Origin of the sequence: Chryseobacterium sp. HMWF035, assembly GCF_003094695.1 — a bacterium.
GTDB classification, from domain to species: Bacteria; Bacteroidota; Bacteroidia; order Flavobacteriales; family Weeksellaceae; genus Chryseobacterium; species Chryseobacterium gambrini.
Genome location: NZ_QEHP01000015.1, coordinates 1 through 25203 on the forward strand (window position 1 = coordinate 1; position 25203 = coordinate 25203).

A 25203-nucleotide genomic window follows, 5' to 3' on the forward strand; every position below is an offset into this window, starting at 1 on the left:
TCGCAATTGCGGTGGGTTCTTTATTATTGCTCACGGATTACAAATCCGCGAGATCGGGTTTTACAAACCATTACCTTTCGTGACATGTCTTTTCATTTTATATTTGAAATCCTCAAAATTAGAATCCCAAAAAAATGGTGGATTATAAGTATATAAAATCGCTAATTCATCCATAAAAAATCTTACGCGTTCGCCACAATTATCTTCATAACCATCATCTTCATAATTGTAAACAAAATCATTTGCAAATTCCCTGAAGTCTATGGATGTTAAAAGATATTTATCCTTATATAGATTGATATACTCAAATATTGAAATAATAAAATCTCTATATTCATCCAAGGTCATCTTGGAAATATTTTCTGGTCTTAGCTCAATTTCTAATTTTTCCTGAATTTGTTTTATAATTAAGTCTCTTTCTTCCATATGATTTATTTTACAGGTTGCCAAGCCGGGGCAGTAGTTTGAATTAATGCCCTAAATGTTCCTACGTTCATAGGAATTGCCGGGCGTATTTGTCCATAAAAGGGATTTGAAGTATTTGGGACAGGTGTTCCAATCAAGCCATAAGATATTAATGAACTTGCTGATATTCTAAATAAAGTTTGTTTTTTATGAGTATCAGGAACATTTGATGGTATGCTATCTCCATAACCCACAGTAACAGACAAACCATTTGAGAAAAGAGGTGTTATCATAGTGGAGTTAGGAAGAAAATTAACATCTTTATCTCTTAAACCTAGTTTGTCCAAACCTTCTCCAACCATAGGCACTCCGTTTACACTTCTCATGTTTCTATATAAATATAAATTAGGATCTGGTTCCGCCGGTATATCTGTTGCCCCTGTAAGCGGAATATCATAACCACGTGCATGAGAACTGTCTCCGTTTAGCATTAAAGGTATTGCGAATTGACCTGCCCTTGAAATAGTTCCCAGTACCGCTGCAACTTCTTCCCAATTTAAAGCTGTCTCAAATGATCCTTCCAATGTTCCTACTTGTACAGGTGACACTCTTGTTATTACTGCACCAGGTAAAACTGTTGAGATCTTCGCATCCCTCTTAGCTGTTCCAAAAAGTCGGGCAAAAAAGTTTGAAAGAATTTGTCCTAATTGGATTCCTGTGCTGCTTTTAGGTGTAGGGTCACTTCCCCCACCGCCTGCTGCATCCTGCCATAACGACATCTGATTGCTGAAATTAGCTGCTCCCAAAGTACTTCCTGCAAAGTAATCACCTCCTGTTAGTGTCGTATTAGGATCAAACTCCCAATATACGGCAGAAACATTCTGCATTCCGTCCGGATCTAAAAACATTACCGGATTATTATAGGCATAAGCGTAAGGAGACCATCGTCTGGAAGTTTCTGCCAAAGGATCTGTTACGCCCCATCTTGCGATGTCGCTCATATACATCCTTGCCCCGTAATCGCTCCATCCGGTTTCTGTTTGCAGCTCTTTACCATTGTATTGGTAGCTGTATGCAGGATTTCCTGTCGTCTGGTTATATCCTTCATGCTTCATCCCAAAAGGGTAGAAGTTGTTCTCTTCAAGAACTTCTGCGCTGCCATTGGTGTTTTTAAAGTAGCTTACTCTAATGTTCCCCAAATGGTCTGTATAACTGTAAATATACTTATTATTTTCGAAATTATAATATCCTTCTGCGGTTGGAACAAATTTTAAAGTAAGTACAGAGGGAATTCCTTTTTTTCCGTCCCCTTCGTACTGAAAGCCATCGAGATATTCTGTTACTTTTGAGGACAACTGAGTAATTGTTCCTAAAGGATTATAAGGCGCATAATTGTAAACTTTTCTTAATTTGGTACCATCCGCACGATAAAGATAAGAGGTGTTTTCATTAATCCTTCCCGTACGGGTAGATAATCCTGTATTGAATTTCAAATAATCTGGTTTGTTCAGTATGTTGTACTCAATCTGCAAAATTCCTTTATCTATCTGGCTGGTCATATTTCCGTTGGCATCATAAGAGATGGTGTTTCCTGAAGTATCAGGGTAACCGCTGTAATTGGTAGAGCTGTCGGTAACAGAAGTAAGCCTATTACCCGAATAAACATAACTAAGATTATCCATCAGTGATGCTGTTCCGGAAATCCCTTTCGTATATCTTTGGAGCGAAATAATATTTCCTCCGAGATCATAGCCCGCAATTTCGTTGTAGAAATTGTTTTGAGGAACGGAAGCTTCCGGTTCAGCATAAATTCCCTGGCTCAGCCTGTTCAGATTGTCATACTGGTAACTGTATTTTCGCAATACATTATCCTGTGCAGATTTCCAGCTTACAGAAGATATATTTCCACTGTATTTTCCTGCAGAGGTGTTGGTAGGATCAAAATAAGACAGAGAGTATGCAAAAAGATCGGTTCCAAGATTTGCAGGATCATTTATTGTAGTAATAGCTCCTCTTAGATTATAGGTGTAGTCTATACTCTGAAGATTGTTTCCCACCTTTTTATTGGTAAGCTGGGAAAGTTCGTTGTATGAGTTTTGAGACAGCAATTCCTGAGGATTACTGTTTACCTGGTGCCACTGTTTTTTCAGGCGGTTTTGGCTGTCGTATTCATACGTCTGAGAAATTATTTTCTCGGTGTCGGAAGACACTCTTTTATGATAAATCTTAGTCTGCAGAACCACACCCGTAAAATCCAGAGAAGATTCTGTTTTGGTATAGCCGCCTAAATGATTAATCGCGTAGCTTCCAATAGGTCTCCTGTTTGTATCATACCATATATAGCTTTTTGTCCAGTTGTCATCCTCAATATTCTTCACCATCGATAGTGTGGGAAGAGTCTGGGTATTAACAGCATCGGCGGCATTATCGCCAATGGTATTACTCCCCATAATCTGAGCAGGTCTTGCAGGGCCGTTCTGAAGATAGGTATCATAATAATTGATGGTAAGAATCTTTGTAAACACAGCAGGGTAGGCAGAGTTTGTATAATATGCCGTTACTCCGTTCGCATCAAATCCTGTTGTATTTCTGCTCTCATTCAGTGCAGAAGAGCTGTTTGCCAAAGTCTGTTCAGCCTGCCTTCCTGTACTTCCATAGTTTTGTGCACTTGTATAAATTCCTGTGTAAAGTACTCTTCCGAACTGGTCGTATTTCGTGAAAAACCATTGTTTTAATACTCCCGTATTGGCATTCTGAGATAAGATCATACGATCCTGCTTATCATACACCATATATTCCCATCCTTTTCCGGGAATCTTCTTTTCCACCAGCCTGTTCCAGCCGTCATAATGATACTGGTAGCAAAGATTGTCTAATGTAGTTTGATCTACCTGTCCTGATTGTGCCGCTAAAGGAGGGATTACATAAGCCAACTGTCCATATTCGTTGTAAATATAGTAGGTATCTGCATTTTTATTTCCGTCTTTCCTTCTTAACAGAACAGTTTGTCCTTTTTTATTTTTAAATTCTATACTTACATTATTATCCTCATTTGTAACTACATTCTTTGTAAGCGTACTGCCTGCATAGTTACCGGAATTGGCAATGGTATATTTCGTTCTTCCTTCAAACCAGTCTGTAGAAATAGTGTACTTTCTTACTTCCCCATCTTCGTTGGTATTGTAATTAAAATTTACAGGTTTATTCGCCCAGTTATTACCTGCCTGTATCTGCTGTTGAATTCTTTCTATTGGCGAGTTTTCCAAAATTTTCTCAGAATAGATCTTTTCCGCTCCGTAGATTGCGGAAGCATTGGCTAAAGGAGAGGCGTAGATCGCTCCGTTCTGGGTTGTTGCCTGCGGAACAGGTAAATAGCTTTTTGTCTGTCTTCCGAACGGGTCATATTCTATATGGCTTACGATATCCCGTCCCAGCGGTGTTGCTTTGATATCGATCGTCTGCACAGGCTTTCCCCAACCGTCAAAATACTGGACGTTTTCAGAAACTTTAGAGCAATCTCCGTTAAGACATGTTTTGCTATATACGTAGTTTTCCGAGGAAGTAAGATTGGTCTGTGCAAAATACATCGCTACAAACAGCAAACTTGAAATACTTAAAATCTTTTTCATGATAACATTAGTGTTTATAGTTGTATTGATATTCTTTTAATGTTTTGAATGATACTGTTCCGGATGAATCCTTTTCCATTCTCTTTACTCTTTTTAGTCTTCCTGCATCATCATATTCATACACTTCTCTTAAACCGGAAGGTGGAGTGGTGGTAGTGATTCCTGAAATGGGATCGTATGTATAAGTCGTTATCGGATAATTGGCTAATGCAGGGTTTTTTCTGAAGTTATCCAAAGCGGTAAGCAATGCCGGTTCATAGGTTCCGTTCAGGTTATCTGCATCAGAAAGAGTAATAATATCTGTAGCCAAAGAAGCAATCTGGCTGTATGCTGCACCTTCCACCTTTGCAATCAGAGAGGTTTTATTATATCCGTAGACCAAGGCTGTTGTTAAACCTCCCGGACTTGAAACCTGAAGAAGATTGCCCTTGTCATCATACAGATCCATCTTTACGCTTTCTTTTGTACTTCCGTCTGCCAGATTGGTTGTAACCACAGAAGTAGGGAGCAGGGAAGAGTTGGCAAACAGAGTGGATGATTTTGATACCGTTTTTCCGTTCTCTTTCTCTTCAGTTTTTACAGGGAACCCTTTCATATATGCACTTTCCAGATGAGCATACCCTGATATATTGATAGGATAAGTAAGGAATTTTTCCTTTATATCTCCGTCGATAACCGATTTCGTATAAATAGGTTTGCAGTTGAGATTGCTGATCTGCGTTTCAGACTGGTTTTCCAGCACTTTTCCTCCCGGATAGAAGAGCTTCTCTGTATGCGTGGTCTTTGTAATATATGCAGGTTTGCTGGAGTGTTTTTGAGATAAAATATTCAACGGATATTCAGCATCAGAATAGTTGGCAAACTCATAATTGATTTCTTTTGATGCCAATAAAGTATTTTGCTGATCATAAACCTCTTCTTTAGAAGGCAGCCCGTTTTTCGTTAGATTATAGTATGACCAGAAAAAGGCGGGTTCTAATTGAGTTCCTCCATTCTGAATCTTTGGGTAATCATTGGGAGTTTTAAAAGTCTTGTTGGTATATCCTTTTCCGTTCTCAAAAACTTTTACATTATTATAAAGTACATACGGTGACATAGGATCATCTTCGGTATCTCTTTCGTTGTAAAATAAATATCCGCTGCTGCTGTTATTTAAAGTAAAAGAATCATATCCGTAACTGATCGTTTTTTCCGGTGTGGTTTCCGAAATATTTTTATAATATTTTATATTCTTAATTCTCTGCCCTTTCGCAGGAAGAGAATTTCTAAAAGGACCCGGTAAAAATTTAGTACCTGTAATTCCAAAAGTTCCAATTCCTTTTGCTCCGTCTGCCGATGATACTTCAAGGGTATAGTTTCCCGGATTGTTGGAAAATACAGGATTGTTATAATTGGCTGCTGCATTGCTATACTGCCCGCTCCAGATTTCCTGACTGCCTTTTTTCAATTTGAAATTAAGGCGCGGATGTATATCCGGTGGCGGTAACTGCGAACCGATGGGATCATTGGGATCCGGCATTTCCGGTTCAGGATATGTAAAAGTATCTAAGTTGATGAACAGCTCAAACCTTTTTATTTTGGCAGGATCTCCCGGTATGGTAAAATTATATATTTGTGTAGTTTCGCTATTTAGCGGAGAATTTACTAATGTTTCTTTAGTTTGAATGGCAGGATCAAAGCCATATGCTTCCATATAAGCTACATATTCAGGATCACTATAATTAAAATACTGTTCATTACTTTCAAAATTATACTGGATAACTCCTCCTGTTGGAGTCACCACTTTTTCCAGCATACCATCCGTTACACGTCCTATAAAATCTGTAATATTATTATAAATAAAAGATGTTTCTTCTATTTTAACGTTGTTTTTATCATTTTTTCTTATGGAAGCCAGTACACGTTTTCTCTTAGCTTCCTCATCATAAGGATGCGTAAGAATGCTGTTATTAATCATATAACTGTAATAGGTTTCCCCTGCAGGATTTTTTAAAATAATTTTATTTAAGGTGAACGGATCATTCACCGTCTCTTTCAGGCTTTCATCATAAGCAAAATCAAATGTAACTTCACCCTTTGGAGTTTTGATAGATTTTATTTTACAGTACTGATATTCAATCTTACCTCCGGGAAAAATCTTATTTTTCTTCTCATATTGAAGTGTTGCAATTTCAACACCTATCGGATTGACAATTTTTGTTAAAAAATAAGATGATTTAAATGTTGGAGCCACAAAAACAGAATTTGAACAGGGATATTGTCCATAATCATATTCCTGAAAATAATATTTGTAACCGTTATCTGCTGTTATAGTAAAATTATCAGCTTTAAATGTAGTTGTATTGCTGTCCCTTACGTATTCGATTTTAGCATTATTAGGGCTAAGATTAATAAGGCTGAATGTATTGGCAACTACATCTCTTTTTATTCTGAATTTTCCTGACAGTCCCGGTAATGAATAGTAATACATGTCATCGAATTCGTTATTAAAATGATTGGGTGCGGAAGGATTATCATAGCATTCATCCAATTCTCCTATAACCTTTTTATAAATAACACTGGTTCCGAGCAATGACCAGCCATAACCAACATCACTAATTCTATCTGTATTTTCGTAGTTTTGAATATTGTAGCTTAAACTTATCGGATAACTCAGCGTATTATCACTCATAGGAACACTTAAAAGCGGAATATTGATTTCAGGAATTCCTGTAGCTTCATTAACAGGAACATCCGAATACCGGGATAATGAGGCAATTGACGGTGAGGCAATCGAATTATGCACAGTTTCTCCAATGCTATTTTGTGCATATCCTTTCTGCAATCCTAATATCAGAAGGGTTTGCAGTATAAAAATATTTTTTCTCATTTGTCTTATTTTTTAATCAATTTAGCATTCGCCGTTTTGTCATTGGTTTTCACCACCACCAGATACGCCCCCTGAATCAGCGGCTGGGTATTGATCTTGGTGATCTTATTTTTTGTTTTTACCATTTCAAGCTTTCTTCCGCCCATATCATACACTGCAATTTCAGCTTCAAATGCTCCTTCTCTCAAGCCCTCAAAGCCAAGCTCCACGTACACATAATCCGTTACCGGGTTCGGGTAGATCTTAATATCCTGCTTTTCGATCAGCTGGTCAACCTGTTTATCTCCCAGCTTCACGATCTTCCAGTTTTCTTTTCCCAGTTCCTCTGCGCTGGTTCCTGCGAGTACAATTGATCCGTCACGGTTCAGCTTAATATCAGATAATCTTTCCTCTTTTTTTCGGGATTCTCCTTTTACGTGCTTTCTCCACTGCTCATTTCCGTTCTGGTCGAGATACAGCATCCAGAAAGTCTCATCATCATTTTCAATCCTGCCTTCCGCCTGTGTGTAACCGCCTAAGAGAATTCCCTTAGACTTCCCGCCTCCGTCTTCCTGCTTCCCGGCAATGACGCACATTCCCATCAGAACATCCCTGTTTTTAAAGCTGTAGGATTTCTGCCAGATTTCTTCGCCTCTTTCATCAATGGAGATTAGCCAAAGATCGGTTCCCTCTTCAATACCAACGGATTTATTTCCCGATCTTTCCGATCTGGATTCCCCTCCGATCAGATAACCTGTTGAAGTCAGGGCAAGTGTTCTTATATGATCATCGCCTTTACCTCCGAAATTCTTTTCCCATTCCACTTTTCCGTCTTTCGAAAGTTTCACGATCCAGTAATCGCCTTCACCAAAATTGTTGCTTGTTTTTGGTTGATAGTTGATGGTTTTACTACTTCCAGCCTCCGTCTTCCCGCTTCCTGCCAAAGCTGCGCTTCTGGAATAGATCCCTAACAATGCTCCTCCGTCTTTGGTGGGAATCATTTTTTCCACTTCATCCAGACCTTTTCCGCCTAATACCAATTGGGATAGTTCCTTCCCGTTTTTATCCAGTCTTACTACCAAAACATCTTTGGAACCGTAGCCCTTCATTTTCGGATCCTGAGCGGAGCCGAAGGATCCTGCTACAAAGAACCCCATATCGGTGGTCTGAATCACCGCCCGCGCTTCTTCATCCGCTGTACTGCCAATCGTTTTCTGCCATAATTCATCGCCAAATTCGTTGATTCTGATAAGCCAGAAATCGCTGCCTCCTTTGGAATCGTCCTTTTTATCTAGCCCTTTTCCTGAATAGCTGGAACCCGCCAAAAGAAATCCTCCTTCCTGCGTATTGACGGTTGCCGAAAGAAAATCATGGTTTTTCCCAGAGAAATATTTTTCCCAGACCTCTTCGCCCTGCTGGTTCAGTTTTACCAGATGGAAATCGTAACCGTTGTTCTGCTGCGAGGTGGCAGAAGGCAGACCGGAGGTTGCAGGAGAGCTGCTGCCTGTGATCTTTTGGCTGTTACCCCGAATGCTGCTTCCGGTAATTAAATACTGCTGATCGATGGTCGTGGTGATCTGTGAGAGAAAGTCCTGCGTAGAAGACCGGATGTCTTTCTGCCAGACCACTTCCTGGGCATACACCCCCAGAATGCTGCACAGAGTGAACACACTCATGCCGAGTTTTTTCATACTTAGTGTAATTTTAACGTTATTGTAAAGGTGAAATTAAGAAAGGGAATGCTTAGAAAAATAAGGAAACCCGCATTCTTAAAGTATTGATCCTGAATTTGACAGAACCTGTCCGAAATTTATTTGTTTTAATCATGGCTATTGTTTTTTTATGAGCTTTTAACAGCTTGTTTTTATTAATTTTTTGTTCAGAATAATAAAAATAAACTCCTGTCTTTTTTACTTTTCTGCAAAATTACAAAGCATTAACGACAAAACATGTCGTTTTATTTTAAAGGATGCTTTTTTTTTCAAAAAGGTTGGAAATCATGGTGAAAAATATTTTTTATGGGTGTATTTTAATGTACGCTTCGGCTCCGCTCAGCGCACTGCGTGGGGTTGCATTACAATAATTTGTTTAAATGAAATTGTAGTGCGCTTCGGCTCCGCTCAGCGTACGGTGGAGGGTTTCGTTTACAATGATCTGTTTAAAATGAAATTGTAGTGCGCTTCGGCTCCGCTCAGCGTACGGTGGAGGGTTTCGTTTACAATGATCTGTTTAAATGGAATAGCACTGAAGTACGCTGAGCGGAGCCGAAGCGTAAAAATATCTGCATTAAAATTTTATCGGAGATAAAATCTTTGCGCCTTAAAACGTGATTAAAAAATAAATACCTGCGTCTTTGCGATTAAAACAACTTTAGGAATGATTATTTACGATGAGGTGCGCTTCGGCTCCGCTCAGCGCACGGTGATGGTTTGGCTTACAATGATCTGTTTAAAATAAAGTCGCACTGAAGTACGCTGAGCGGAGCCGAAGCGTACAATTAAAGAAATACGGTAATCAAAATTCTCCCTAAATCATTCGACTGCTGTTCGGTATTCCTTCGGAAAAAATCCCATTTTTCCGAAGCCGATCCGAAGAAGACCCGAACATGACCCGAAGAAATGGGTTTTCAAACCGGTCAAAACCGGTCAAAAGCAGTCAAAACCGGTCAGAATTTTTTATGATGGTGGAAAATGGACATTTCTGTGGTAATTTTAACCCGTTCATCAAAAAACATCCTTCAAAAACAAGCAAAAAAACAGATTTTCAGAAATTTATTCATTCAAACAAATCAACCAAGCGGTACGCTGAGCGAAGCCGAAGCGCACAGCCATCAATCATCAACCATCAATCACCAATCATCAATCATCAATCATCAATCATCAATCATCAACCATCAACAAACAGCCAACTACCCCTCTCCCACTTTTACCATTAATTAACATTCTCCGCTCTTCCTTTCTTCAAAAGAAATGATTAAATTTGAGAATGAGTTTTGGAAAAGATTTATTAAAGAAAATAAAAACTGCGGAATTGCCGGGAATCCATGCGCACGGTGTTTTCTCGCCTCCTTCCCGCCCTGTTTTTACGTATGAAGAGGTTTTGGAAAAAAATCCAAAGTTTGCTGCCGTAAATATTGTTTTGTACCTGAAAAACGATGAGTGGCATTTCCCTTTAATCCAGAGAACCATTAATGAGCACGACCGACACAGCGGACAGATCTCTTTACCGGGCGGAAAGCGCGAAGAAACGGATGAGGATTTTGCAGAAACTGCCGTGCGGGAAACTTCAGAGGAAATCGGCATCGAGAAACATTATGTACGGATGATTCGCGAAATGTCGCCGATCTACATTCCGCCCAGCAATTTTTATGTCTATCCTTATATTTCATACACCAGAAAGAATCCTGAATTTATTCTGCAACAAAGTGAAGCAGTGGAAGTGATCGAATTTCCGATCACCTGTTTTCTCAATCTTCCGGATGAGCCGGACATGATGGTTTTGCCAAGCACGGCAGGAAATGAAGTTCCGGTGATTAATTTCAACGGATATATTATCTGGGGCGCTACCGCAATGATCCTGAGCGAATTCAGCCAGTTGCTGAAAAAAATGTAACTTTGCAATACCGTGTTTAATTGAGAGATGGCGAAGAAAAACATTTTCACCGACGCGTTCGGAACTCCTTATTTTTTAAAAAGGCTGATTATTTTTATTTTAGGAATTGTATCTTACAGAAGATTCAACGGCTTTAATAAACTGAAAATCACCGGTACTGAGTATCTTGTGGATCTTCCGGATTCCAATGTGCTGTTTGTATCCAACCATCAGACGTACTTTGCAGATGTGGCAGCAATGTATCATGCATTCTGCTCGGTGAACAATGGATATTTAAACACCATTAAAAATCCGATCTATCTTTTAAATCCTAAAATCGATTTTTACTATGTAGCTGCGGAAGAAACCATGAATAAAGGGATTCTTCCTAAAATCTTTAAGATTGCAGGAGCAGTAACGGTAAAAAGGACTTGGAGAGCAGAAGGTAAAAACGTCAACCGAATGGTAGACATGAGCGAGGTCGATAATATCATGAAAGCCTTGGATAACGGTTGGGTAGCTACTTTTCCTCAGGGAACCACGGCAGCATTTGCACAGGGAAGAAGGGGTACGGCAAAACTGGTAAAAAACCAACGTCCTATTGTTATTCCTATTAAAATCAACGGATTCAGAAGGGCTTTCGATAAAAAGGGACTTCGTGTAAAAGTAACGGGCGTAAAACCAACGATGGAATTTAAAGCGCCTCTTGATATAGATTACGATAAAGAAAATGCGCAGCAGATTCTGCATAAAATCATGACAGCGATTGAGCAGACGGAGGACTTCAATGTTCTGCACAGTTATGATGAAGAATTAAAAGCTAAAAAATCAGAGCAAAAAGAGTCAGATAATTAAAGTATAAAATGATGAAAAGAATATTAGGAATTTTATTCGCGATCATAGTATTAGTATCCTGCAACAGCCAGAAAGTGTATTCGGATTTCGACATCAGCTATTCGAAAAGCGGGGGATTTGCACCGATATATGAAAATCTTCTGATTAAAGGAAATACTGCTCATTATTCTTTCGAAGGACAGGGTAAAAAATACAAGCAGGATTTTAAAATTACAGACGAAGATCTTAAAAAGCTGGACAATACACTCTCCCAGAATAATTTCAGAAGAATACAGGAAGACCACCAGAAAATTTATGACGGGATTGCCACAACGATCAACATAAAAAAAGGTCCGAATGAAGGCAGCAAAACCGATGCAAGCTCGGTAATGCCGAATTACAAAACAAACTGGACGAACATTACCAATGCTTTTCAGGAGATCATTAATACTAATGTAAAAAAACCGTAAATACAGTTGAAAACCCATTTCATCGCGATCGGCGGAAGTGCGATGCACAATCTTGCCATTGCATTAAAAGATAAAGGATACCATGTAACAGGTTCGGATGATGCGATCTTTGAACCTTCGAAATCACGTTTGGAAAAGAAAGGAATTCTTCCCGGAGAAATGGGATGGTTTCCGGAAAAGATCACTTCCGATATCGATGCCGTCATTCTCGGAATGCACGCCCATCAGGATAATCCGGAATTGGCGAAAGCCAAAGAGCTTGGGCTGAAAATCTATTCGTATCCCGAATTTCTGTACGAACAGTCTAAAGATAAAACAAGGGTTGTAATCGCGGGTTCACATGGAAAAACAACGATTACTTCCATGATTCTTCATGTGCTGAATTTCCATCAGAAAGAGGTGGATTTCATGGTGGGAGCGCAACTGGAAGGTTTCGACTGTATGGTGAAACTTAGCGAAGACAACGATTTTATGGTGTTGGAAGGGGATGAATACCTTTCCTCTCCTATCGATCTCCGTTCGAAATTTTTGCTCTATCAGCCGAATATTGCTTTACTGAGCGGAATTGCATGGGATCACATCAACGTATTCAAAACGTTTGATGATTATGTGGAGCAGTTCAGAAAATTTGTGGCAAGTATTACAGCGGGCGGTGTTCTGGTATACAATGAAGAAGATGCCGAAGTGGTAAAAGTGGTGGAAAGTGCCGAAAATTATTTCAGAAAAATTCCTTACAAAACCCCTGAATACGAAATTGTAAATGGTAAAGTTCACCTGAAAACGGAAATGGGCAATGTTCCGCTTTCGGTTTTTGGCGCACACAATTTATTAAATCTGGAAGGGGCAAGACACATCTGCCATACGCTGGGAATTATGGATGAAGATTTCTATGAAGCGATCATGAGCTTTAAAGGAGCTTCAAAGCGTCTGGAAAGGGTGGAAAGAGAAGACAACGGAACATTGTATAAAGATTTTGCACATGCGCCGAGTAAGGTAAAGGCAGCCGTAAAAGCATTCTGTGAGCAGTTTAAAAACGAAAAGAAATATGGTTTCCTTGAACTTCATACGTATTCCAGCTTAAATCCTGTGTTTCTGGAGCAGTACGATCACGCAATGGACGGACTGGATGAAGCGATTGTTTTCTATTCTGAAGATGCCCTGAAAATCAAAAGAATGGAGCCGATTTCACCGGAACTGATTAAAGAAAAGTTCAAAAATGAAAATTTAAAAGTGTTCACCAACGCGGAAGAACTTCATGCGTACTGGAACACACTGGATAAAACACACGGCGTTTATCTCATGATGAGCTCCGGAAATTTCGGAGGTCTTGATCTTACGAAATAAACTGTACAGAATATAAAAAACAAACTCCTTTCAGACCGAAAGGAGTTTTTTATTTTATTGACTTACCCCTTTTTACTCATAAAGGCTTTCCTTCGTCAGGCTCAGGATAAACTAAGCTCAGCCTGACAATATTTAAATATTGCGGTTAGTATTCGAGAGGTCACCCTGAGCTTGTCGAAGGGACCCTATTATAAAACCGCCTGCTCATTATTATTCTCTAATATTAAGTAAAAGGATAAATCAATTATTTTATTTGATTCTTTTATAAAAACGTCTCAATACATCTTTCGCTCCGTCGCCGTCGAAATCCTGAGTGCGGTCTTCTACCACCATATCATATTCATTAAGCTTTGTGATGTAGTAAGGATACTTTTCCTGCCCTTCAAACCAGAATGTACTGTTTGTTTTATCAAACGTATATTTTTGGCTTACAGCATTTCCTTTTTCGCAGGTATTGTTGTTCTGGGCAAAAGAAATGGAAAAAAGATGGGTAGAAGTAAATTCGTGGGTACTCATTTTCTGACATTCCGTTGAAAAAGAAACAAGAATCTGCTGATTTAAAGATTTGTAAATCTCGGTTTTTTCGACATACCATGTTCCGATAATGGAAGATTTATTGTCTGTGTTCTGATCTTCATCACTTCCGGTGCAGGAAATAAAAGAGAGCAGAAAAAATGACATGAGTATTTTGTTCATATTGATAAAAACTATTCTGGCTGTTCTAATTTCTTAAACAGAGGTATTGTAAGTCCGCAAAAATAGATGAAATTCACGGCTTATACACGTCATGCCGAAAAAAATCAGATGTTTTTGTTATTTAAAATTTTTGAATATTCAGACACCGCCATTCAATATTTTTGTAATGGAAATCGCATCCGCAACTGTATCGATGCTGTAAATCTGCATCACGCCCTGTTTAGTTGCTGCCTGAGCTAATATATTCTGCTGATTCTGAGCGCTTACTGCATTCTGAAAAAGTATGCCTGTAGAATGTGCCATAGCCTGATAAAGATTTCCCATTGCCATCGCAGGAGCCTCTCCTAAAACTTTTATATTAGCCTGAGTTACCGCATCGGTGATTTGATCATTAACTTTTGTATCCATAATTTTAGTTTTTAAGTATCATCGTAAAGTTAAATGATATTTTTTAATAAAAAAAGAAGCAATAATAATTTACTGCTTCTTTTTATTTAAAACATATTTAAACTAATTTCAGAATTAACCGCAAAAGGGACAAAAGATAATTGTTAAAACGAATTTCATTAATAATCAAAGCGCTCAAAAGAATAAAAATCAAAGATTTTTAAAAACTATGGTGAGCTTTTTCATTGATAATGATCAACTTTAAATAAAAAATTTAGTACATCTTTTGTGACTTTTGTGGTTAAATAAAAGTTTAAACAGACTTTTAATGAAAACTATTTAAATGAAATTCCAGATCTTAAATATCCGCTACCGATTTCAGCATTTTCTGCTCCCATTCCGGATCTTTCGGATCGAAGAATAATCTTTTTCCGGTGTCTAAAGAACGAACCACGTTCATTTCATCTTCGGTTAATTCAAAATCAAAAATATTAAAGTTTTCTTCAATTCTGGAAGGGGTAACCGATTTAGGAATCACGCAGAATCCTTCCTGTAAGTGCCATCTTAAAATTACCTGCGCCACCGTTTTACCGTATTTTTCGCCGATTGATTTAAGATCCTGATGATCCAGTAATCCTGCGTTTCCGTTTCCAAGCGGACTCCAAGGCTGCGTGATGATGCTATTTTCCCTGTTGTACACCTGAAGTTCTTTCTGCTGGAAAATCGGGTGCAGCTCGATCTGGTTAATCACAGGAAGTACCGTTGCATTTGCCTTCAGTTCCTCCATTTTATCTTCAGGGAAATTACAAACCCCGATTGCTTTTATTTTTCCTTCCTGATACAGTTCTTCCATCGCTTTCCATGCTCCTTTGAAATCCGAATACGGCCAGTGAATAAGATACATATCCAGATAATCCAGCTGCAGTCGGTCTAAAGTTCTCTGAAAAGCCCCTTTTGCCTGCTCATAAGAAGTATCCTGAACCCAAAGTTTCGAAGTAATGAATAATTCTTCACGGTCTGTTCCGCTGTTTTTAATCGCATTTCCTACTGCGGTTTCATTCTGGTAAATGGAAGCCGTATCAATCATTCTGTAGCCGGTTTCAATGGCTTTGATCACCGCATCTTCGCATTCCTGAAGATTTTCCATCTGCCAAACCCCGAATCCTAAAGCCGGAATATCCACTCCGTTGTTCAGTGTAATTACAGGCTGCCCTGTGTATGTTTTCTGTTGCATACTTTTTATTTATCTATTTAATTGTTAATTGTTGATTGTTGATTGTTAACTTTTTTAATTTTCATTTGAACTATCATTAGATTTTTAATCCGGCAGGTTCGATCTTATACCTCAAACCTTGATGACCATCAAAATCGAATTCTCTATCGTAAACAAGTCCTAATTTTTCTAAAACCTTTATAGAAGCAATATTTTCAGCCATAACTCTTCCTACAATTTTACTCAGATGAAATTCATTAAAGCCATATTCTAAACATGCTTTTGCACTTTCTGTTGCAAATCCTTTGTTCCAGTATTCTTCAAAGAAACGAAAACCGATATCCGTTTCATCTGTTTCCTTACTGTATTTCAGACCGCACCATCCCAGAAAATTTCCCGTAGTTTTTTCAATTACTGCCCACCTTCCAAAACCATTTTCATCATAATCTCTGTAGTTCAACAAAAAATCTCTGGCTTCTTCCACGCTCTGAAAAGGCACGTTTCCAGTATATTTAATAACATTGGGATTATTATTAAGATCATAAAAACTTAGTGCATCATTTGAATTTAATTCACGTAAAATAAGCCTTTCTGTTTCAAGAATTTTTTTCATAATTAAATGTTTATATGTCTTCTTTCCCCATCATCTTCCTGAAAAGTTCTTTGATATGATCAATCTCCGTCTGATAATTCGTTTTCTTCCGGCATCCGAAATGCAGCGTGTTTTTCAATGGTTTTTCGCCTTCCCAGATCAGCTGCACTTCTCCGTTTTCAATTTCTTTTTTGCATAGAAAATCAGGAACCACTGCCAAACCTGTTCCGCCTTTCAGACAACGCACAATTGAATTCAGGTTCGGAACGATATAATTGGGACGGAAGTTTGGTTTATGCCCGAAATTCAGAATCCAGAACTGAAAAAGATGCTCCATATCTCCTGCCGTTCCGTACCATTTTTCGTTTTTCAGCCATTCTTCCGCGTGTTCGATTCCCTTTTCATTTAAAATAATTTCAAACTGCTCTTTATCAACATCTTTTCCTCCCACAAGAATGATCTGTTCGGAAGAAAATGCTTCATGCTCAATATTCGGCGAAACTCCTTTTTTGGGAGTAATGATTAAATCTAAAATTCCTTTATCCAGCTGATCGAGCATTTCGCGGTATTCTCCGAAGCTGATGATCAGATTGAACGGCAGACTGGAAACGTACTGCTCCAGTGTTGTCTGAAAGGTTTCAAAACACATGCCGACACTGATAGTTGGCGTGAGTTTCTCCGTCGATTTCTGAAAGTTTTTTTCTACCTCTTCCAGTTTTGCCAAAGGTTCCGTAATCGCATTATACAAAACCTTTCCTCTTTCCGTAGGAATCATTCTCCTTCCGGTCCTGTCGAATAACTTATACCCGACATAGGCTTCAAGCGAACTGAGATGCAGACTTACGCCCGGTTGCGAAATAAACAGGGTATCCGCAGCTTCGGTAAGCGTTCCTGTTTTATAGATTGCCTTAAAAGTTCTGTACCATTCTAAATTAACCATAGGTATTACTTTTATGATGCAAATGTACCTAAATAATCATGATTATGATATTTTCAGCATCAATGAAAGCGATAAAGGCGGTCTATATTTAAAATAAAAAACTGATAATCAACCATATATACTAATTATCATTTAAATAATACTTAGCTATGATTTTTATTATTTTTCTTATAGCAATTTAGCCAATACCTTTGTCCATGTAAAATTTAAACAATCATAAAAGCAATGAAAAAAGTATTAATTATCAACGGAGGACAGAATTTCGGACATTCCGGAGGAAAATATAACCAGACTATCGCAGAGAACACACTGGAAGTGCTTAAAAACTTTGAAAATGTAGAAGTAAAAATCACCAACGTAGATGAAGGGTATGATAAAAATGAAGAAGTGGCAAAATTTGTATGGGCAGATTACATCATTTACCATACTCCGATCTGGTGGTTTCAGTTACCAAACGGTCTTAAAAAATATATCGATGAAGTCTTCACTGCAGGACACGCCAAAGGAATTTATATGAGCGACGGAAGAAGCGCCGATAATCCGCAGATCAATTACGGAACCGGAGGAATGCTTGGCGGAAGAAAATATATGGTAACTACAAGCTGGAATGCGCCTGCAACCGCATTTACGCTTCCGGGAGAATTTTTTAAGGAGACCAGTGTAGACAATGGACCGTTATTTGGATTCCACCGTATGAATGCTTTCGTTTCTCTTGAAAAATTAGAAAGCTTCCATTTTCACGACGTCGAAAAAAATGCAGATGTAGAAAGAGATATGAAGCTGTACAGAGAACATCTTACCGAAGTTTTCGAGAAAGAATTAAAACCCCAGTTGGTGTAATGAAAATATATTTAACAGCAGTTATTAAAGCCAAAGAAGAATACAGACAGAAGTTCTGGAAGTTCTTCAGAATATGGTGAAAGAGACGGTGAAAGAGGAAGCCAACGAACTTTATACGCTTCACCAGGGAATTGAAGATAAAAACCAGTTTATATTTTATGAAATCTGGAAAAACGAGGAAGGTTTAGCAAAACATAACAAGCAGCCTTACATCAAAGCTTTCGGAGAATTGGTGAATGAAAAGCTTCAGGAGCAACCACAGATTTATTTAACAGAAATTATTTAATACCCAAATCACCATTAAAAAGTAAAGTTAAAGTACAGCATAATGGCAGAATACATCATGAAGAAGTTAGCATTACTCATCCTTGCCGTTTTTACCGCAGGACTTATACAGGCACAAACCAAAAAATATAAAAATATGGATAAGAAAATTTTATTCGTCATTACCAGTCATGGGACAAAAGGCGACACCGGCGAAAAAACAGGATACTATCTTGGTGAAGTGGCTCATCCGTGGGAAGTTCTTCACAAAGCAGGATATGAAATCGATTTTGTAAGCCCGAAAGGCGGAACTTCTCCGGTAGACGGATTTGATCTGAAAGATCCTGTAAACAAAGAATTCTGGGAAAACGAAAAGTATAAAAACAAGATCGATCATTCCATGAAACCTTCGGAAGTGAATCCGGAAGAATATAAAGCGATATTTTATGCGGGAGGTCATGGTGCGATGTGGGATTTTGCAGACAACACAGAACTGGCTTCCATCGCTTCACAGATTTATGAAAACGGCGGTGTGGTTGCAGCAGTCTGCCACGGTCCGGCTGGTTTGGTCAACATTAAACTGAACAACGGAAAATATCTGGTTGACGGTAAAAAGATCAATTCTTTCACCAACGAAGAAGAAGCTGAGGTGAAATTAACCCACGTGGTCCCCTTCCTTCTGGAAGACAAGCTGAAAGAAAGAGGTGCAAAATTTGAGAAATCCGGACTTTGGCAGGTTCACGCAGTGAGCGACCAGAGGGTAATTACCGGACAGAATCCTCAGTCTGCGAAAAGTGTAGGCGAAGAAATTCTAAAGGAATTAAAAAAATAAATAGACTAGTTTAAACAAATTTCAGAATAAACCGCAAAAGGTACAAAAGATAATAATAAAGCGAATTTTCAGAATAATCAAAGTGCTCAAAAGAATAAAAATCAAAGATTTTTAAAAACTATTGTGACCTTTTTTATTTTTAATCACCAACTTTAAATAAAAGTTTAGTTGATCTTTTTTGACTTTTGCGGTTAAATAAAAAGTTTAAAAAGACTTAATAATGAAAAGAGCTTTTCAGATATGGAAAGCTCTTTTGTGTTTACCTTTTGTATTAAAAATCTATTTCCCAATCGGCATATGCGTGGAAATGGCAATTCTGTTCCACATATTAATGACAATACCTGCCATAATGATATCTGAAATCCGGGTTTCATCAAAAAGCTCTTTCGCCTTCTGATAGGTTTCTTCGGTTAATCCTTTCTGGCTGATTAACGTAATTTCTTCCGCAATCATCAGAATAACCTGCTCTTCCTCCGTATAAAGTTCTTTTGCATCTCTCCATGCATTCAGCAGGAAAATTCTTTGCGGTGTTTCGCCATACTTCAACGCATCTTTCGTATGCATATCCAGACAGAAAGCACATCCGTTGATCTGCGAAGCTCTGATTTTGATTAATTCTTTCTGAATTGGACTTAAAAAGCTGTTCTGAAGAGAAGTTTCCATGCCTATTCCCGCTTTGTATGCGGCAGGATGAACGGTTGTCCAGTTGAATCTTGCACTCATAATATTTTGGTTTAAATTTCTGAGACAAAGTTCCGGTTTGAAGTCTTTAAAAATCTTAAACTGGTTTAAGAACGTAATTTTGCTCTGATTTCGCTTAAATATTCCGGAGTAAAGCCTAAAAAAGAAGCCACTAAATATTGCGGAATTCTCTGAATAAACCACGGATATTGGGTACTGAAATGCACATACAGCTCTTCGCGTGAAAATTCGTAAAGATAACGGATGCGTCTTTCCGAAGCAGCATACGCTCTCTGGTAGATCATCCTGAAATACCGCTCCATAACGGGATGTTTTTTCAGCAGTTCCTCCTGATCTTTTGAATCAATTTTCAAAATGACTGATTTTTCGACCGACTGGATGGAAAAGTTCGAGATACACTGTCTTTCATACGCAAAAGTATCGGTGATCCACCAGTTTTCAATCGCAAATTCCGTAGTCTGCTCCACTCCTTTTTCATTGATGAAAAATTTTCTCAGACAGCCTTTTACCACAAAATACATTGACCGGCAGATTTCTCCTTCAGTGATCAGATTCTGTTTCTTCTTACTATCCATCGGCTGAAAAAATGAAAGAATGGAAGAAAATTCATCATCGGTTACCGAAATAAATTTTTCCAAATGCTGCCTGAAAGTTTCCATTTTTTTTGAAAATTGTATAACCAAACTTAACTTTATTTTTTTAGTTTTACAAAACAAAAACGTAAATTATGGAAATTGTAGCCAAAATACTCATCGCCGCTGTTGCCCTCGAACACCTTTATATTCTCTGGATGGAAATGTTTGCATGGGAAACCAAAGGAAAAGAAGTTTTCAAGGCAGCTTTGCCTCCCGAAATGTTTAAACCGACCAAAGGTTTAGCCGCCAATCAGGGACTGTACAACGGTTTTCTTGCAGCCGGACTCATCTGGTCATTCTTCATCGAAGATCCGAAATGGCAGACCAATATTGCTTTATTTTTCTTAGGATGCGTTGCCGTAGCCGGAATTTACGGTGCCATTTCAGCAACAAAGAAAATATTTTTTGTTCAGGCTTTACCTGCAATTTTGGCGATTGCTGCAGTGCTTTTGAAATAAAAACCCCTCCCGCAGATTTCATAACCCTTCATCATTTTGAAGTAAAAATTTCCTCTCCAATAAAATAGATGAGGAATATTTGTATTGGTAACCTTCTGCTGTACGCTGAGCGGAGCCGAAGCGTACGGTAAAAAATCCACAGCTTCCTATCAATATAATAAACAAAATCACTGTTCCGAAATCTCTTTGAGCTTCTTCTTTAATCTCTCAGGTTTAAATAACCCTTCATGATATTCAATTAAATTTCCATATTTATCCAGAATAATCCACAAAGGATAAACCGGCTGACTTTTATTTTTCGATAAAGCCAGAGCCAGCTCATGAATTCCTGAATTTCCGTTAGACAGATAATGGTATTCTTTTCCTAAAAAAACGATGTTCTCTTTTGTTTTTTCGGCTTCAAAATTAATAATATAAAAATGCTGATTGATGAGTTCAACCAGTTCTTTATCCTTATTTAAATTGAATTTCTCGATTTTACAGACACCGCACCAATCTGTATAAAGATGAATCATGATTGGTTTCGGATCTTCCTTCTGCTGAATTTCCAAATCCGCAAAAGTGCCGGTTTTCATCTGCGAAAGACAAAAACACGGCAACAACATTAAAAATAAAAATTTCATTACATTTTTCATTTTATATATTCTTCGACCGCAAAAGGGGCAAAAGATTTTTAAGCCTTTTAGAAAAACAAAACTATTCAGAATCTGTTTAAATATATTGGAAAAACGCTAAGGCGCAAGATTTGATAAAAGTTCTATTCTTTTAAGACGCAAGGAGAAAATCAAAGATTTTCTTTTATAATGCTGATAATGAATTTTATTGCAGATAAAATCCTTGTGCCTTAAAGCATACTATCTTAAACGACTTTGCGACTTTACGAAAATCCAACCTGAATTCATAGTTATTTTTTTTTAGTAAGCTCTAAGTTTAAAAACTATTGAATTTTGTAAACTTTTGAAGCTTTTTTAACCATTATTTTTTTATTTTTTGCGTTAAAAATTCACAACTATTTTAAAGTATATTTCACTCCCAAAAAGCCTCTTATTTTCTGCATCGGCGCATATCCGTACGTTGTATCAAAAGTATAATGATAAGGATTGCTTACCGGATCATTTACATTTTTATCAAACGGATCAAAAGGCCGCATTAAAGGATCTTTCGGAGTGAAATTGAACAGGTTTTTAATTCCGCAATACACTTCAAATCCCGATTTAAAACTCTTCGAAACCTGAATATTCGCCAAAGTATACAACGGAGAATATTCCGGCCGGTAATCATTCGGTAAAACCGGCAGCCGCATCGGTCCGTAAAACTGTCCTGTAAAATCTATTGTCAGATTATTCATAAACCTATAACTCAGATTATAAGTTCCGCTCCATTTCGGGGCATGAAGCTGCTGCGTTTTTTTATTTTCCCCATCAAACTTCTGATAAACATCCAGATACGTCACTCCCAGATTAACGCTCAAAGGAAAATCAAAAGTATAATCCAGATTTAAAGAAGCTCCTCTCGAAATTCCGTAACCCTGAAGATTATCATAAATAATTTTCGCAGGATCGGTATCAAAATCTCCTACAATTTTATTGCTGAAATACGTATAAAATGCTGAAGCATCCAAATTAATCAATTGATCTCCAACCGGAATTTTCCATACATAATTTACATTTCCGTTGATGGATTTTTCAGGCTTTAAATTCGACTGAATCACCACTTCACGCGAACCCGTTAATGCAGCGTGATCTTCGGTAAACAAATTCACCACACGGAAACCCGTCCCAAAATTGAATCGTAAGGTATGATACGGATTCGGCGAAAATTTCCAGGCAAAACGCGGAGAATGTACGGCATGATGAATTTTGTCATAATCCAATCTGTAACCCAAAAGCAACGTATTTTTCTCATTAATTTCCCACTGATCCTGAATAAAAGCTCCAAAAATCGGCGACCTCATCGGTTCATTGGTTGATCCGTCCGCAGACAATGTTCCGGGCGTATTGTCATCATAATATGTCTTTTTAAACGTAACCCCCAGAATCAAATCGTGTTTTCCGAATTTTTTATCCCAATACGTCTGGGTAAAAGCCACTTTCTGATTCGCCAGAAAAGGATTATTGCCGTAAAAAGAATTTTGGTCATGAAAATTATAGGAAAACTGGGTCATAATATTTTCTTTCAAAGGCCATTGATAGACCCCGAAAGCCTCTACTCTGTTTGTATAAATACTTTCTCCGTACACTTCACTGCTCCCCCGATAGAATCTATTCCACTGCATTTCTCCGCCAAAGCGGTCTTCATATAAATATCTCAGAGCAAAACTCCCCAATCGGTTTTCCTTCCTCCGGAAATTCCATTTGTTAAAAACTGAAATTCTGTTCTGCAAAGCTCCATCCGTAAAATTGTCTTTATTGTAATCGAATCTTTTTGTATAGTTGAAATAATTCATACTCAACAGCGAAGCGACATTCTTTCCCAAAGTAAATTTCGTGGAAAGGTCTACATTATTTTCACTCCAGGTTGTCGTCATCAGATCGACACTTAATTTGGGTGCAGTCAAAGCATTTTTAGTAATGATATTAATGACTCCGCCCATTGCTTCGGAGCCGTAAATAGAGGAAGCAGGACCTTTCACCACTTCAATCCTGTCAACCAGACTGTTCGGAATTCCGCTCAGTCCGTAAACGGTGGACAGCGAACTGACAATCGGCATTCCGTCAATCAAAATCATCGTGTAAGGACCTTCCAGTCCGTTGATGTGAATATCTCCCGTATTGCAGACGGAACAATTTAACTGAGGTTTTACTCCATTCACCATGGAAATGGCTTCAAAAATGCTCGGAGTCGGGTTTTTCTGAAAAAATTTCTGCGAATAAATTTCAACATTTACAGGACTTTTTGATTTGCTGATTGGTTTTATCGTTCCCGTAATCACCACATCATCAATATCTCTTGTTTTGATTTTTGGATTTGAAACTTTTACAGAATCCTTTTCCTTTGAAACGTTCAAAGCCAGACTGTCCGTTTCCTGTGAAAAGCAGAACCCCGAAAAGAAGATTGCAGAAAATAATATTCGCCTCATGAAATTATAATTGTTAGACAAAGCTAACAATTATTTTTTAATCACAAAACTCATCTGAAAAATATTATTAAATTGAATTCATGAAAAAGTGTTAAATTTGAGAATCAACATATAAAAGTAAAATGAGATATCATCAGTCGGGAAATATTCCCCAAAAAAGACACACGATTTTCAAATCTCCTGAAGATAAATTTTACTATGAACAGCTTTTCGGGACGGAAGGTTTTCATGGAATTTCTTCGTTATTGTACCATATTCACCGTCCGACACAGATAAAATCCATCGGTGAACCGAAAGATGTAGCCCCGAAAATTGCTGTTGAAAAAAACGTAACACCAAGAATGTTTAAGGGAATGAACGTAACTCCCGAAGACGATTTTATGGACAGCCGTAAGTTCTTAATGGTGAACAACGACCTGAAAATGGGACTGTCGAAGCCAAGAAAATCAATGGATTATTTCTACAAAAATGCTGAGTGCGATGAGCTTTTATATGCTCACAGCGGAAGCGGAATTTTAAAAACTTTTGTAGGAAATTTAGAGTTTTCTGTAGGCGATTATCTAATTATTCCGAGAGGAACGATTTATCAGGTGGAACTGCATTCTGATGATACGGTTTTCTTCGTAGTAGAAAGCCACTCCCCGATTTATACGCCGAAAAGATACAGAAACGAATTCGGACAATTATTGGAACACTCTCCTTTCTGCGAAAGAGACATCATCACTCCTACTTTTGTGGAACCGAAAGACGAAAAAGGAGAATTTTTAATTAAAGTAAAAAAGGAAAACCAGATTACAGATTTCATCTACGCAACGCATCCGTTTGATGTTGTAGGATGGGACGGTTATTTTTATCCTTATAAATTCAATATCAAAAACTTTGAGCCGATTACGGGAAGAATTCATCAACCGCCTCCGGTTCACCAGACATTCGAAGCTCATAATTTTGTGGTTTGCTCGTTCTGTGCAAGAATGTACGATTATCATCCACAAGCTATTCCGGCTCCTTATAATCACTCCAATATCGATTCTGATGAGGTTTTATTCTATACGGAAGGTGATTTCATGAGCCGAAACCATATCGACTTAATGGATTTCACGCTTCATCCGGGAGGAATTGTTCACGGACCTCATCCGGGAGCAATGGAAAGGAGCATTGGTAAGAAATTCACGGAAGAATATGCTGTAATGGTAGATCCTTTCAGACCTTTAAAAATTACGGAAGAAGCTTTAAAAGTGGAAGACACATCATACAAAACCTCTTGGCTGGAAAACGAAGACAATCATCTTGAAGACCGTTCTCAGGAGTAATGAAGCTTTTGGCGACTGGCTTCCGGCTTTTAGCTATAAAATTATTATCAAAATATATTGAGGACTGAATATTAATTTCAGTCCTTTTTTTGAATCAATTTAATTAAAACATGATAAAAATCTTCGAATAATAA

The 25203-nt window shown here is 38.0% G+C and carries 23 protein-coding genes; 10 read left to right on the forward strand and 13 right to left on the reverse strand.

The genetic code is table 11. The features are described from left to right. Positions 1-60: 60 nt before the first annotated feature. The 4 genes from DD829_RS02460 to DD829_RS02475 are packed head-to-tail and all read right to left on the reverse strand — an operon-like array spanning position 61 to position 8573. The gene (locus DD829_RS02460) at positions 61-426 is read right to left on the reverse strand and encodes a hypothetical protein (RefSeq protein WP_116547488.1); all 366 of its coding nucleotides are present in this window, start codon (positions 424-426) and stop codon (positions 61-63) included. A 5-nt stretch (positions 427-431) separates the two neighbouring features. After that, entirely contained in the window at positions 432-4034 is a 3603-nt protein-coding gene (locus DD829_RS02465; RefSeq protein ID WP_108408999.1) for a DUF6443 domain-containing protein, read from the reverse strand. A gap of 7 nt (positions 4035-4041) precedes the next feature. Further along, positions 4042-6903: a hypothetical protein gene (locus DD829_RS02470; protein WP_108408998.1), complete on the reverse strand. Its 2862-nt coding sequence runs from the start codon at positions 6901-6903 to the stop codon at positions 4042-4044. Between the two features lie 5 nt (positions 6904-6908). Next, positions 6909-8573, reverse strand: coding sequence for a T9SS type A sorting domain-containing protein (locus DD829_RS02475; protein ID WP_108408997.1), 1665 nt, complete (start codon positions 8571-8573; stop codon positions 6909-6911). A gap of 999 nt (positions 8574-9572) precedes the next feature. Here DD829_RS02475 and DD829_RS02485 point away from each other — a divergent pair. From DD829_RS02485 to DD829_RS02505, 5 genes are read left to right on the forward strand one after another with little or no spacing between them, the layout of a single operon-like run. Next, a complete protein-coding gene (locus DD829_RS02485; protein WP_165796547.1) occupies positions 9573-9821 on the forward strand; it encodes a hypothetical protein in 249 nt (82 codons plus the stop codon). A 46-nt stretch (positions 9822-9867) separates the two neighbouring features. Continuing rightward, positions 9868-10494 carry an NUDIX hydrolase gene (locus DD829_RS02490; protein ID WP_108408995.1) on the forward strand — a complete coding sequence of 209 codons (627 nt, stop codon included), beginning with the start codon at positions 9868-9870 and terminating at the stop codon, positions 10492-10494. Positions 10495-10521: 27 nt separating this feature from the next. After that, positions 10522-11328, forward strand: coding sequence for a lysophospholipid acyltransferase family protein (locus DD829_RS02495; protein ID WP_076395816.1), 807 nt, complete (start codon positions 10522-10524; stop codon positions 11326-11328). An 8-nt stretch (positions 11329-11336) separates the two neighbouring features. After that, positions 11337-11777: a hypothetical protein gene (locus DD829_RS02500; protein ID WP_228408106.1), complete on the forward strand. Its 441-nt coding sequence runs from the start codon at positions 11337-11339 to the stop codon at positions 11775-11777. 6 nt (positions 11778-11783) lie between these two features. Beyond that, positions 11784-13121, forward strand: a complete 1338-nt coding sequence (locus DD829_RS02505) for a UDP-N-acetylmuramate--L-alanine ligase (protein ID WP_108408994.1) — start codon at positions 11784-11786, stop codon at positions 13119-13121. Between the two features lie 249 nt (positions 13122-13370). Here the strand turns inward: DD829_RS02505 and DD829_RS02510 are convergent, their stop codons facing one another. The 5 genes from DD829_RS02510 to DD829_RS02530 form a co-directional block, all read right to left on the reverse strand. Beyond that, a complete protein-coding gene (locus DD829_RS02510) occupies positions 13371-13817 on the reverse strand; it encodes a lipocalin family protein (protein WP_108408993.1) in 447 nt (148 codons plus the stop codon). A gap of 138 nt (positions 13818-13955) precedes the next feature. Then, positions 13956-14225 (reverse strand): RebB family R body protein, encoded by a 270-nt coding sequence (locus DD829_RS02515; RefSeq protein WP_108409000.1) that lies wholly within the window; start codon positions 14223-14225, stop codon positions 13956-13958. A gap of 337 nt (positions 14226-14562) precedes the next feature. Then, positions 14563-15438, reverse strand: coding sequence for an aldo/keto reductase (locus DD829_RS02520; protein WP_108409144.1), 876 nt, complete (start codon positions 15436-15438; stop codon positions 14563-14565). Positions 15439-15514: 76 nt separating this feature from the next. Continuing rightward, positions 15515-16030, reverse strand: coding sequence for a GNAT family N-acetyltransferase (locus tag DD829_RS02525; RefSeq protein ID WP_108409145.1), 516 nt, complete (start codon positions 16028-16030; stop codon positions 15515-15517). Between the two features lie 10 nt (positions 16031-16040). Further along, complete coding sequence (locus DD829_RS02530; protein ID WP_108409146.1) at positions 16041-16949, reverse strand: LysR family transcriptional regulator; 909 nt, start codon at positions 16947-16949, stop codon at positions 16041-16043. 225 nt (positions 16950-17174) lie between these two features. On the opposite strand from DD829_RS02530, the gene DD829_RS02535 reads away from it, so the two are divergent. The 3 genes from DD829_RS02535 to DD829_RS02545 all read left to right on the forward strand — a co-directional run bounded on the left by DD829_RS02535 (position 17175) and on the right by DD829_RS02545 (position 18885). Then, positions 17175-17789: an NAD(P)H-dependent oxidoreductase gene (locus DD829_RS02535; protein WP_108409147.1), complete on the forward strand. Its 615-nt coding sequence runs from the start codon at positions 17175-17177 to the stop codon at positions 17787-17789. Between the two features lie 73 nt (positions 17790-17862). Next, entirely contained in the window at positions 17863-18075 is a 213-nt protein-coding gene (locus DD829_RS02540) for a putative quinol monooxygenase (protein WP_410493802.1), read from the forward strand. A 42-nt stretch (positions 18076-18117) separates the two neighbouring features. After that, on the forward strand, positions 18118-18885 hold the full coding sequence (locus tag DD829_RS02545) for a type 1 glutamine amidotransferase domain-containing protein (RefSeq protein ID WP_228408107.1): 768 nt from the start codon (positions 18118-18120) through the stop codon (positions 18883-18885). 279 nt (positions 18886-19164) lie between these two features. Here the strand turns inward: DD829_RS02545 and DD829_RS02550 are convergent, their stop codons facing one another. After that, positions 19165-19608, reverse strand: a complete 444-nt coding sequence (locus DD829_RS02550) for a carboxymuconolactone decarboxylase family protein (RefSeq protein ID WP_108409148.1) — start codon at positions 19606-19608, stop codon at positions 19165-19167. 65 nt (positions 19609-19673) lie between these two features. Beyond that, the gene (locus tag DD829_RS02555; protein ID WP_108409149.1) at positions 19674-20246 is read right to left on the reverse strand and encodes a Crp/Fnr family transcriptional regulator; all 573 of its coding nucleotides are present in this window, start codon (positions 20244-20246) and stop codon (positions 19674-19676) included. 68 nt (positions 20247-20314) lie between these two features. Here DD829_RS02555 and DD829_RS02560 point away from each other — a divergent pair, with 68 nt between their 5' ends. Beyond that, positions 20315-20680 carry a DUF1304 domain-containing protein gene (locus tag DD829_RS02560; protein WP_076395792.1) on the forward strand — a complete coding sequence of 122 codons (366 nt, stop codon included), beginning with the start codon at positions 20315-20317 and terminating at the stop codon, positions 20678-20680. A 167-nt stretch (positions 20681-20847) separates the two neighbouring features. Here the strand turns inward: DD829_RS02560 and DD829_RS02565 are convergent, their stop codons facing one another. Together DD829_RS02565 and DD829_RS02570 are read right to left on the reverse strand one after the other, a co-directional pair. Further along, positions 20848-21303 (reverse strand): thioredoxin family protein, encoded by a 456-nt coding sequence (locus DD829_RS02565; protein WP_228408108.1) that lies wholly within the window; start codon positions 21301-21303, stop codon positions 20848-20850. Between the two features lie 386 nt (positions 21304-21689). Further along, positions 21690-23759 (reverse strand): TonB-dependent receptor plug domain-containing protein, encoded by a 2070-nt coding sequence (locus DD829_RS02570; RefSeq protein WP_116547490.1) that lies wholly within the window; start codon positions 23757-23759, stop codon positions 21690-21692. Between the two features lie 122 nt (positions 23760-23881). Between DD829_RS02570 and DD829_RS02575 the strand changes: the two genes are divergently transcribed. After that, on the forward strand, positions 23882-25069 hold the full coding sequence (locus DD829_RS02575) for a homogentisate 1,2-dioxygenase (protein ID WP_108411025.1): 1188 nt from the start codon (positions 23882-23884) through the stop codon (positions 25067-25069). The last annotated feature ends 134 nt before the right edge of the window (positions 25070-25203 follow it).

Coding starts and splice junctions, on each gene's coding strand:
- DD829_RS02460 (WP_116547488.1), bottom strand. CDS start 426: ATGGAAGAAAGAGACTTAATTATAAAACAAATTCAGGAAAAATTAGAA.
- DD829_RS02465 (WP_108408999.1), bottom strand. CDS start 4,034: ATGAAAAAGATTTTAAGTATTTCAAGTTTGCTGTTTGTAGCGATGTAT.
- DD829_RS02470 (WP_108408998.1), bottom strand. CDS start 6,903: ATGAGAAAAAATATTTTTATACTGCAAACCCTTCTGATATTAGGATTG.
- DD829_RS02475 (WP_108408997.1), bottom strand. CDS start 8,573: ATGAAAAAACTCGGCATGAGTGTGTTCACTCTGTGCAGCATTCTGGGG.
- DD829_RS02485 (WP_165796547.1), top strand. CDS start 9,573: ATGGACATTTCTGTGGTAATTTTAACCCGTTCATCAAAAAACATCCTT.
- DD829_RS02490 (WP_108408995.1), top strand. CDS start 9,868: ATGAGTTTTGGAAAAGATTTATTAAAGAAAATAAAAACTGCGGAATTG.
- DD829_RS02495 (WP_076395816.1), top strand. CDS start 10,522: ATGGCGAAGAAAAACATTTTCACCGACGCGTTCGGAACTCCTTATTTT.
- DD829_RS02500 (WP_228408106.1), top strand. CDS start 11,337: ATGATGAAAAGAATATTAGGAATTTTATTCGCGATCATAGTATTAGTA.
- DD829_RS02510 (WP_108408993.1), bottom strand. CDS start 13,817: ATGAACAAAATACTCATGTCATTTTTTCTGCTCTCTTTTATTTCCTGC.
- DD829_RS02515 (WP_108409000.1), bottom strand. CDS start 14,225: ATGGATACAAAAGTTAATGATCAAATCACCGATGCGGTAACTCAGGCT.
- DD829_RS02520 (WP_108409144.1), bottom strand. CDS start 15,438: ATGCAACAGAAAACATACACAGGGCAGCCTGTAATTACACTGAACAAC.
- DD829_RS02525 (WP_108409145.1), bottom strand. CDS start 16,030: ATGAAAAAAATTCTTGAAACAGAAAGGCTTATTTTACGTGAATTAAAT.
- DD829_RS02530 (WP_108409146.1), bottom strand. CDS start 16,949: ATGGTTAATTTAGAATGGTACAGAACTTTTAAGGCAATCTATAAAACA.
- DD829_RS02535 (WP_108409147.1), top strand. CDS start 17,175: ATGAAAAAAGTATTAATTATCAACGGAGGACAGAATTTCGGACATTCC.
- DD829_RS02540 (WP_410493802.1), top strand. CDS start 17,863: ATGGTGAAAGAGACGGTGAAAGAGGAAGCCAACGAACTTTATACGCTT.
- DD829_RS02545 (WP_228408107.1), top strand. CDS start 18,118: ATGGCAGAATACATCATGAAGAAGTTAGCATTACTCATCCTTGCCGTT.
- DD829_RS02550 (WP_108409148.1), bottom strand. CDS start 19,608: ATGAGTGCAAGATTCAACTGGACAACCGTTCATCCTGCCGCATACAAA.
- DD829_RS02555 (WP_108409149.1), bottom strand. CDS start 20,246: ATGGAAACTTTCAGGCAGCATTTGGAAAAATTTATTTCGGTAACCGAT.
- DD829_RS02560 (WP_076395792.1), top strand. CDS start 20,315: ATGGAAATTGTAGCCAAAATACTCATCGCCGCTGTTGCCCTCGAACAC.
- DD829_RS02565 (WP_228408108.1), bottom strand. CDS start 21,303: ATGAAATTTTTATTTTTAATGTTGTTGCCGTGTTTTTGTCTTTCGCAG.
- DD829_RS02570 (WP_116547490.1), bottom strand. CDS start 23,759: ATGAGGCGAATATTATTTTCTGCAATCTTCTTTTCGGGGTTCTGCTTT.
- DD829_RS02575 (WP_108411025.1), top strand. CDS start 23,882: ATGAGATATCATCAGTCGGGAAATATTCCCCAAAAAAGACACACGATT.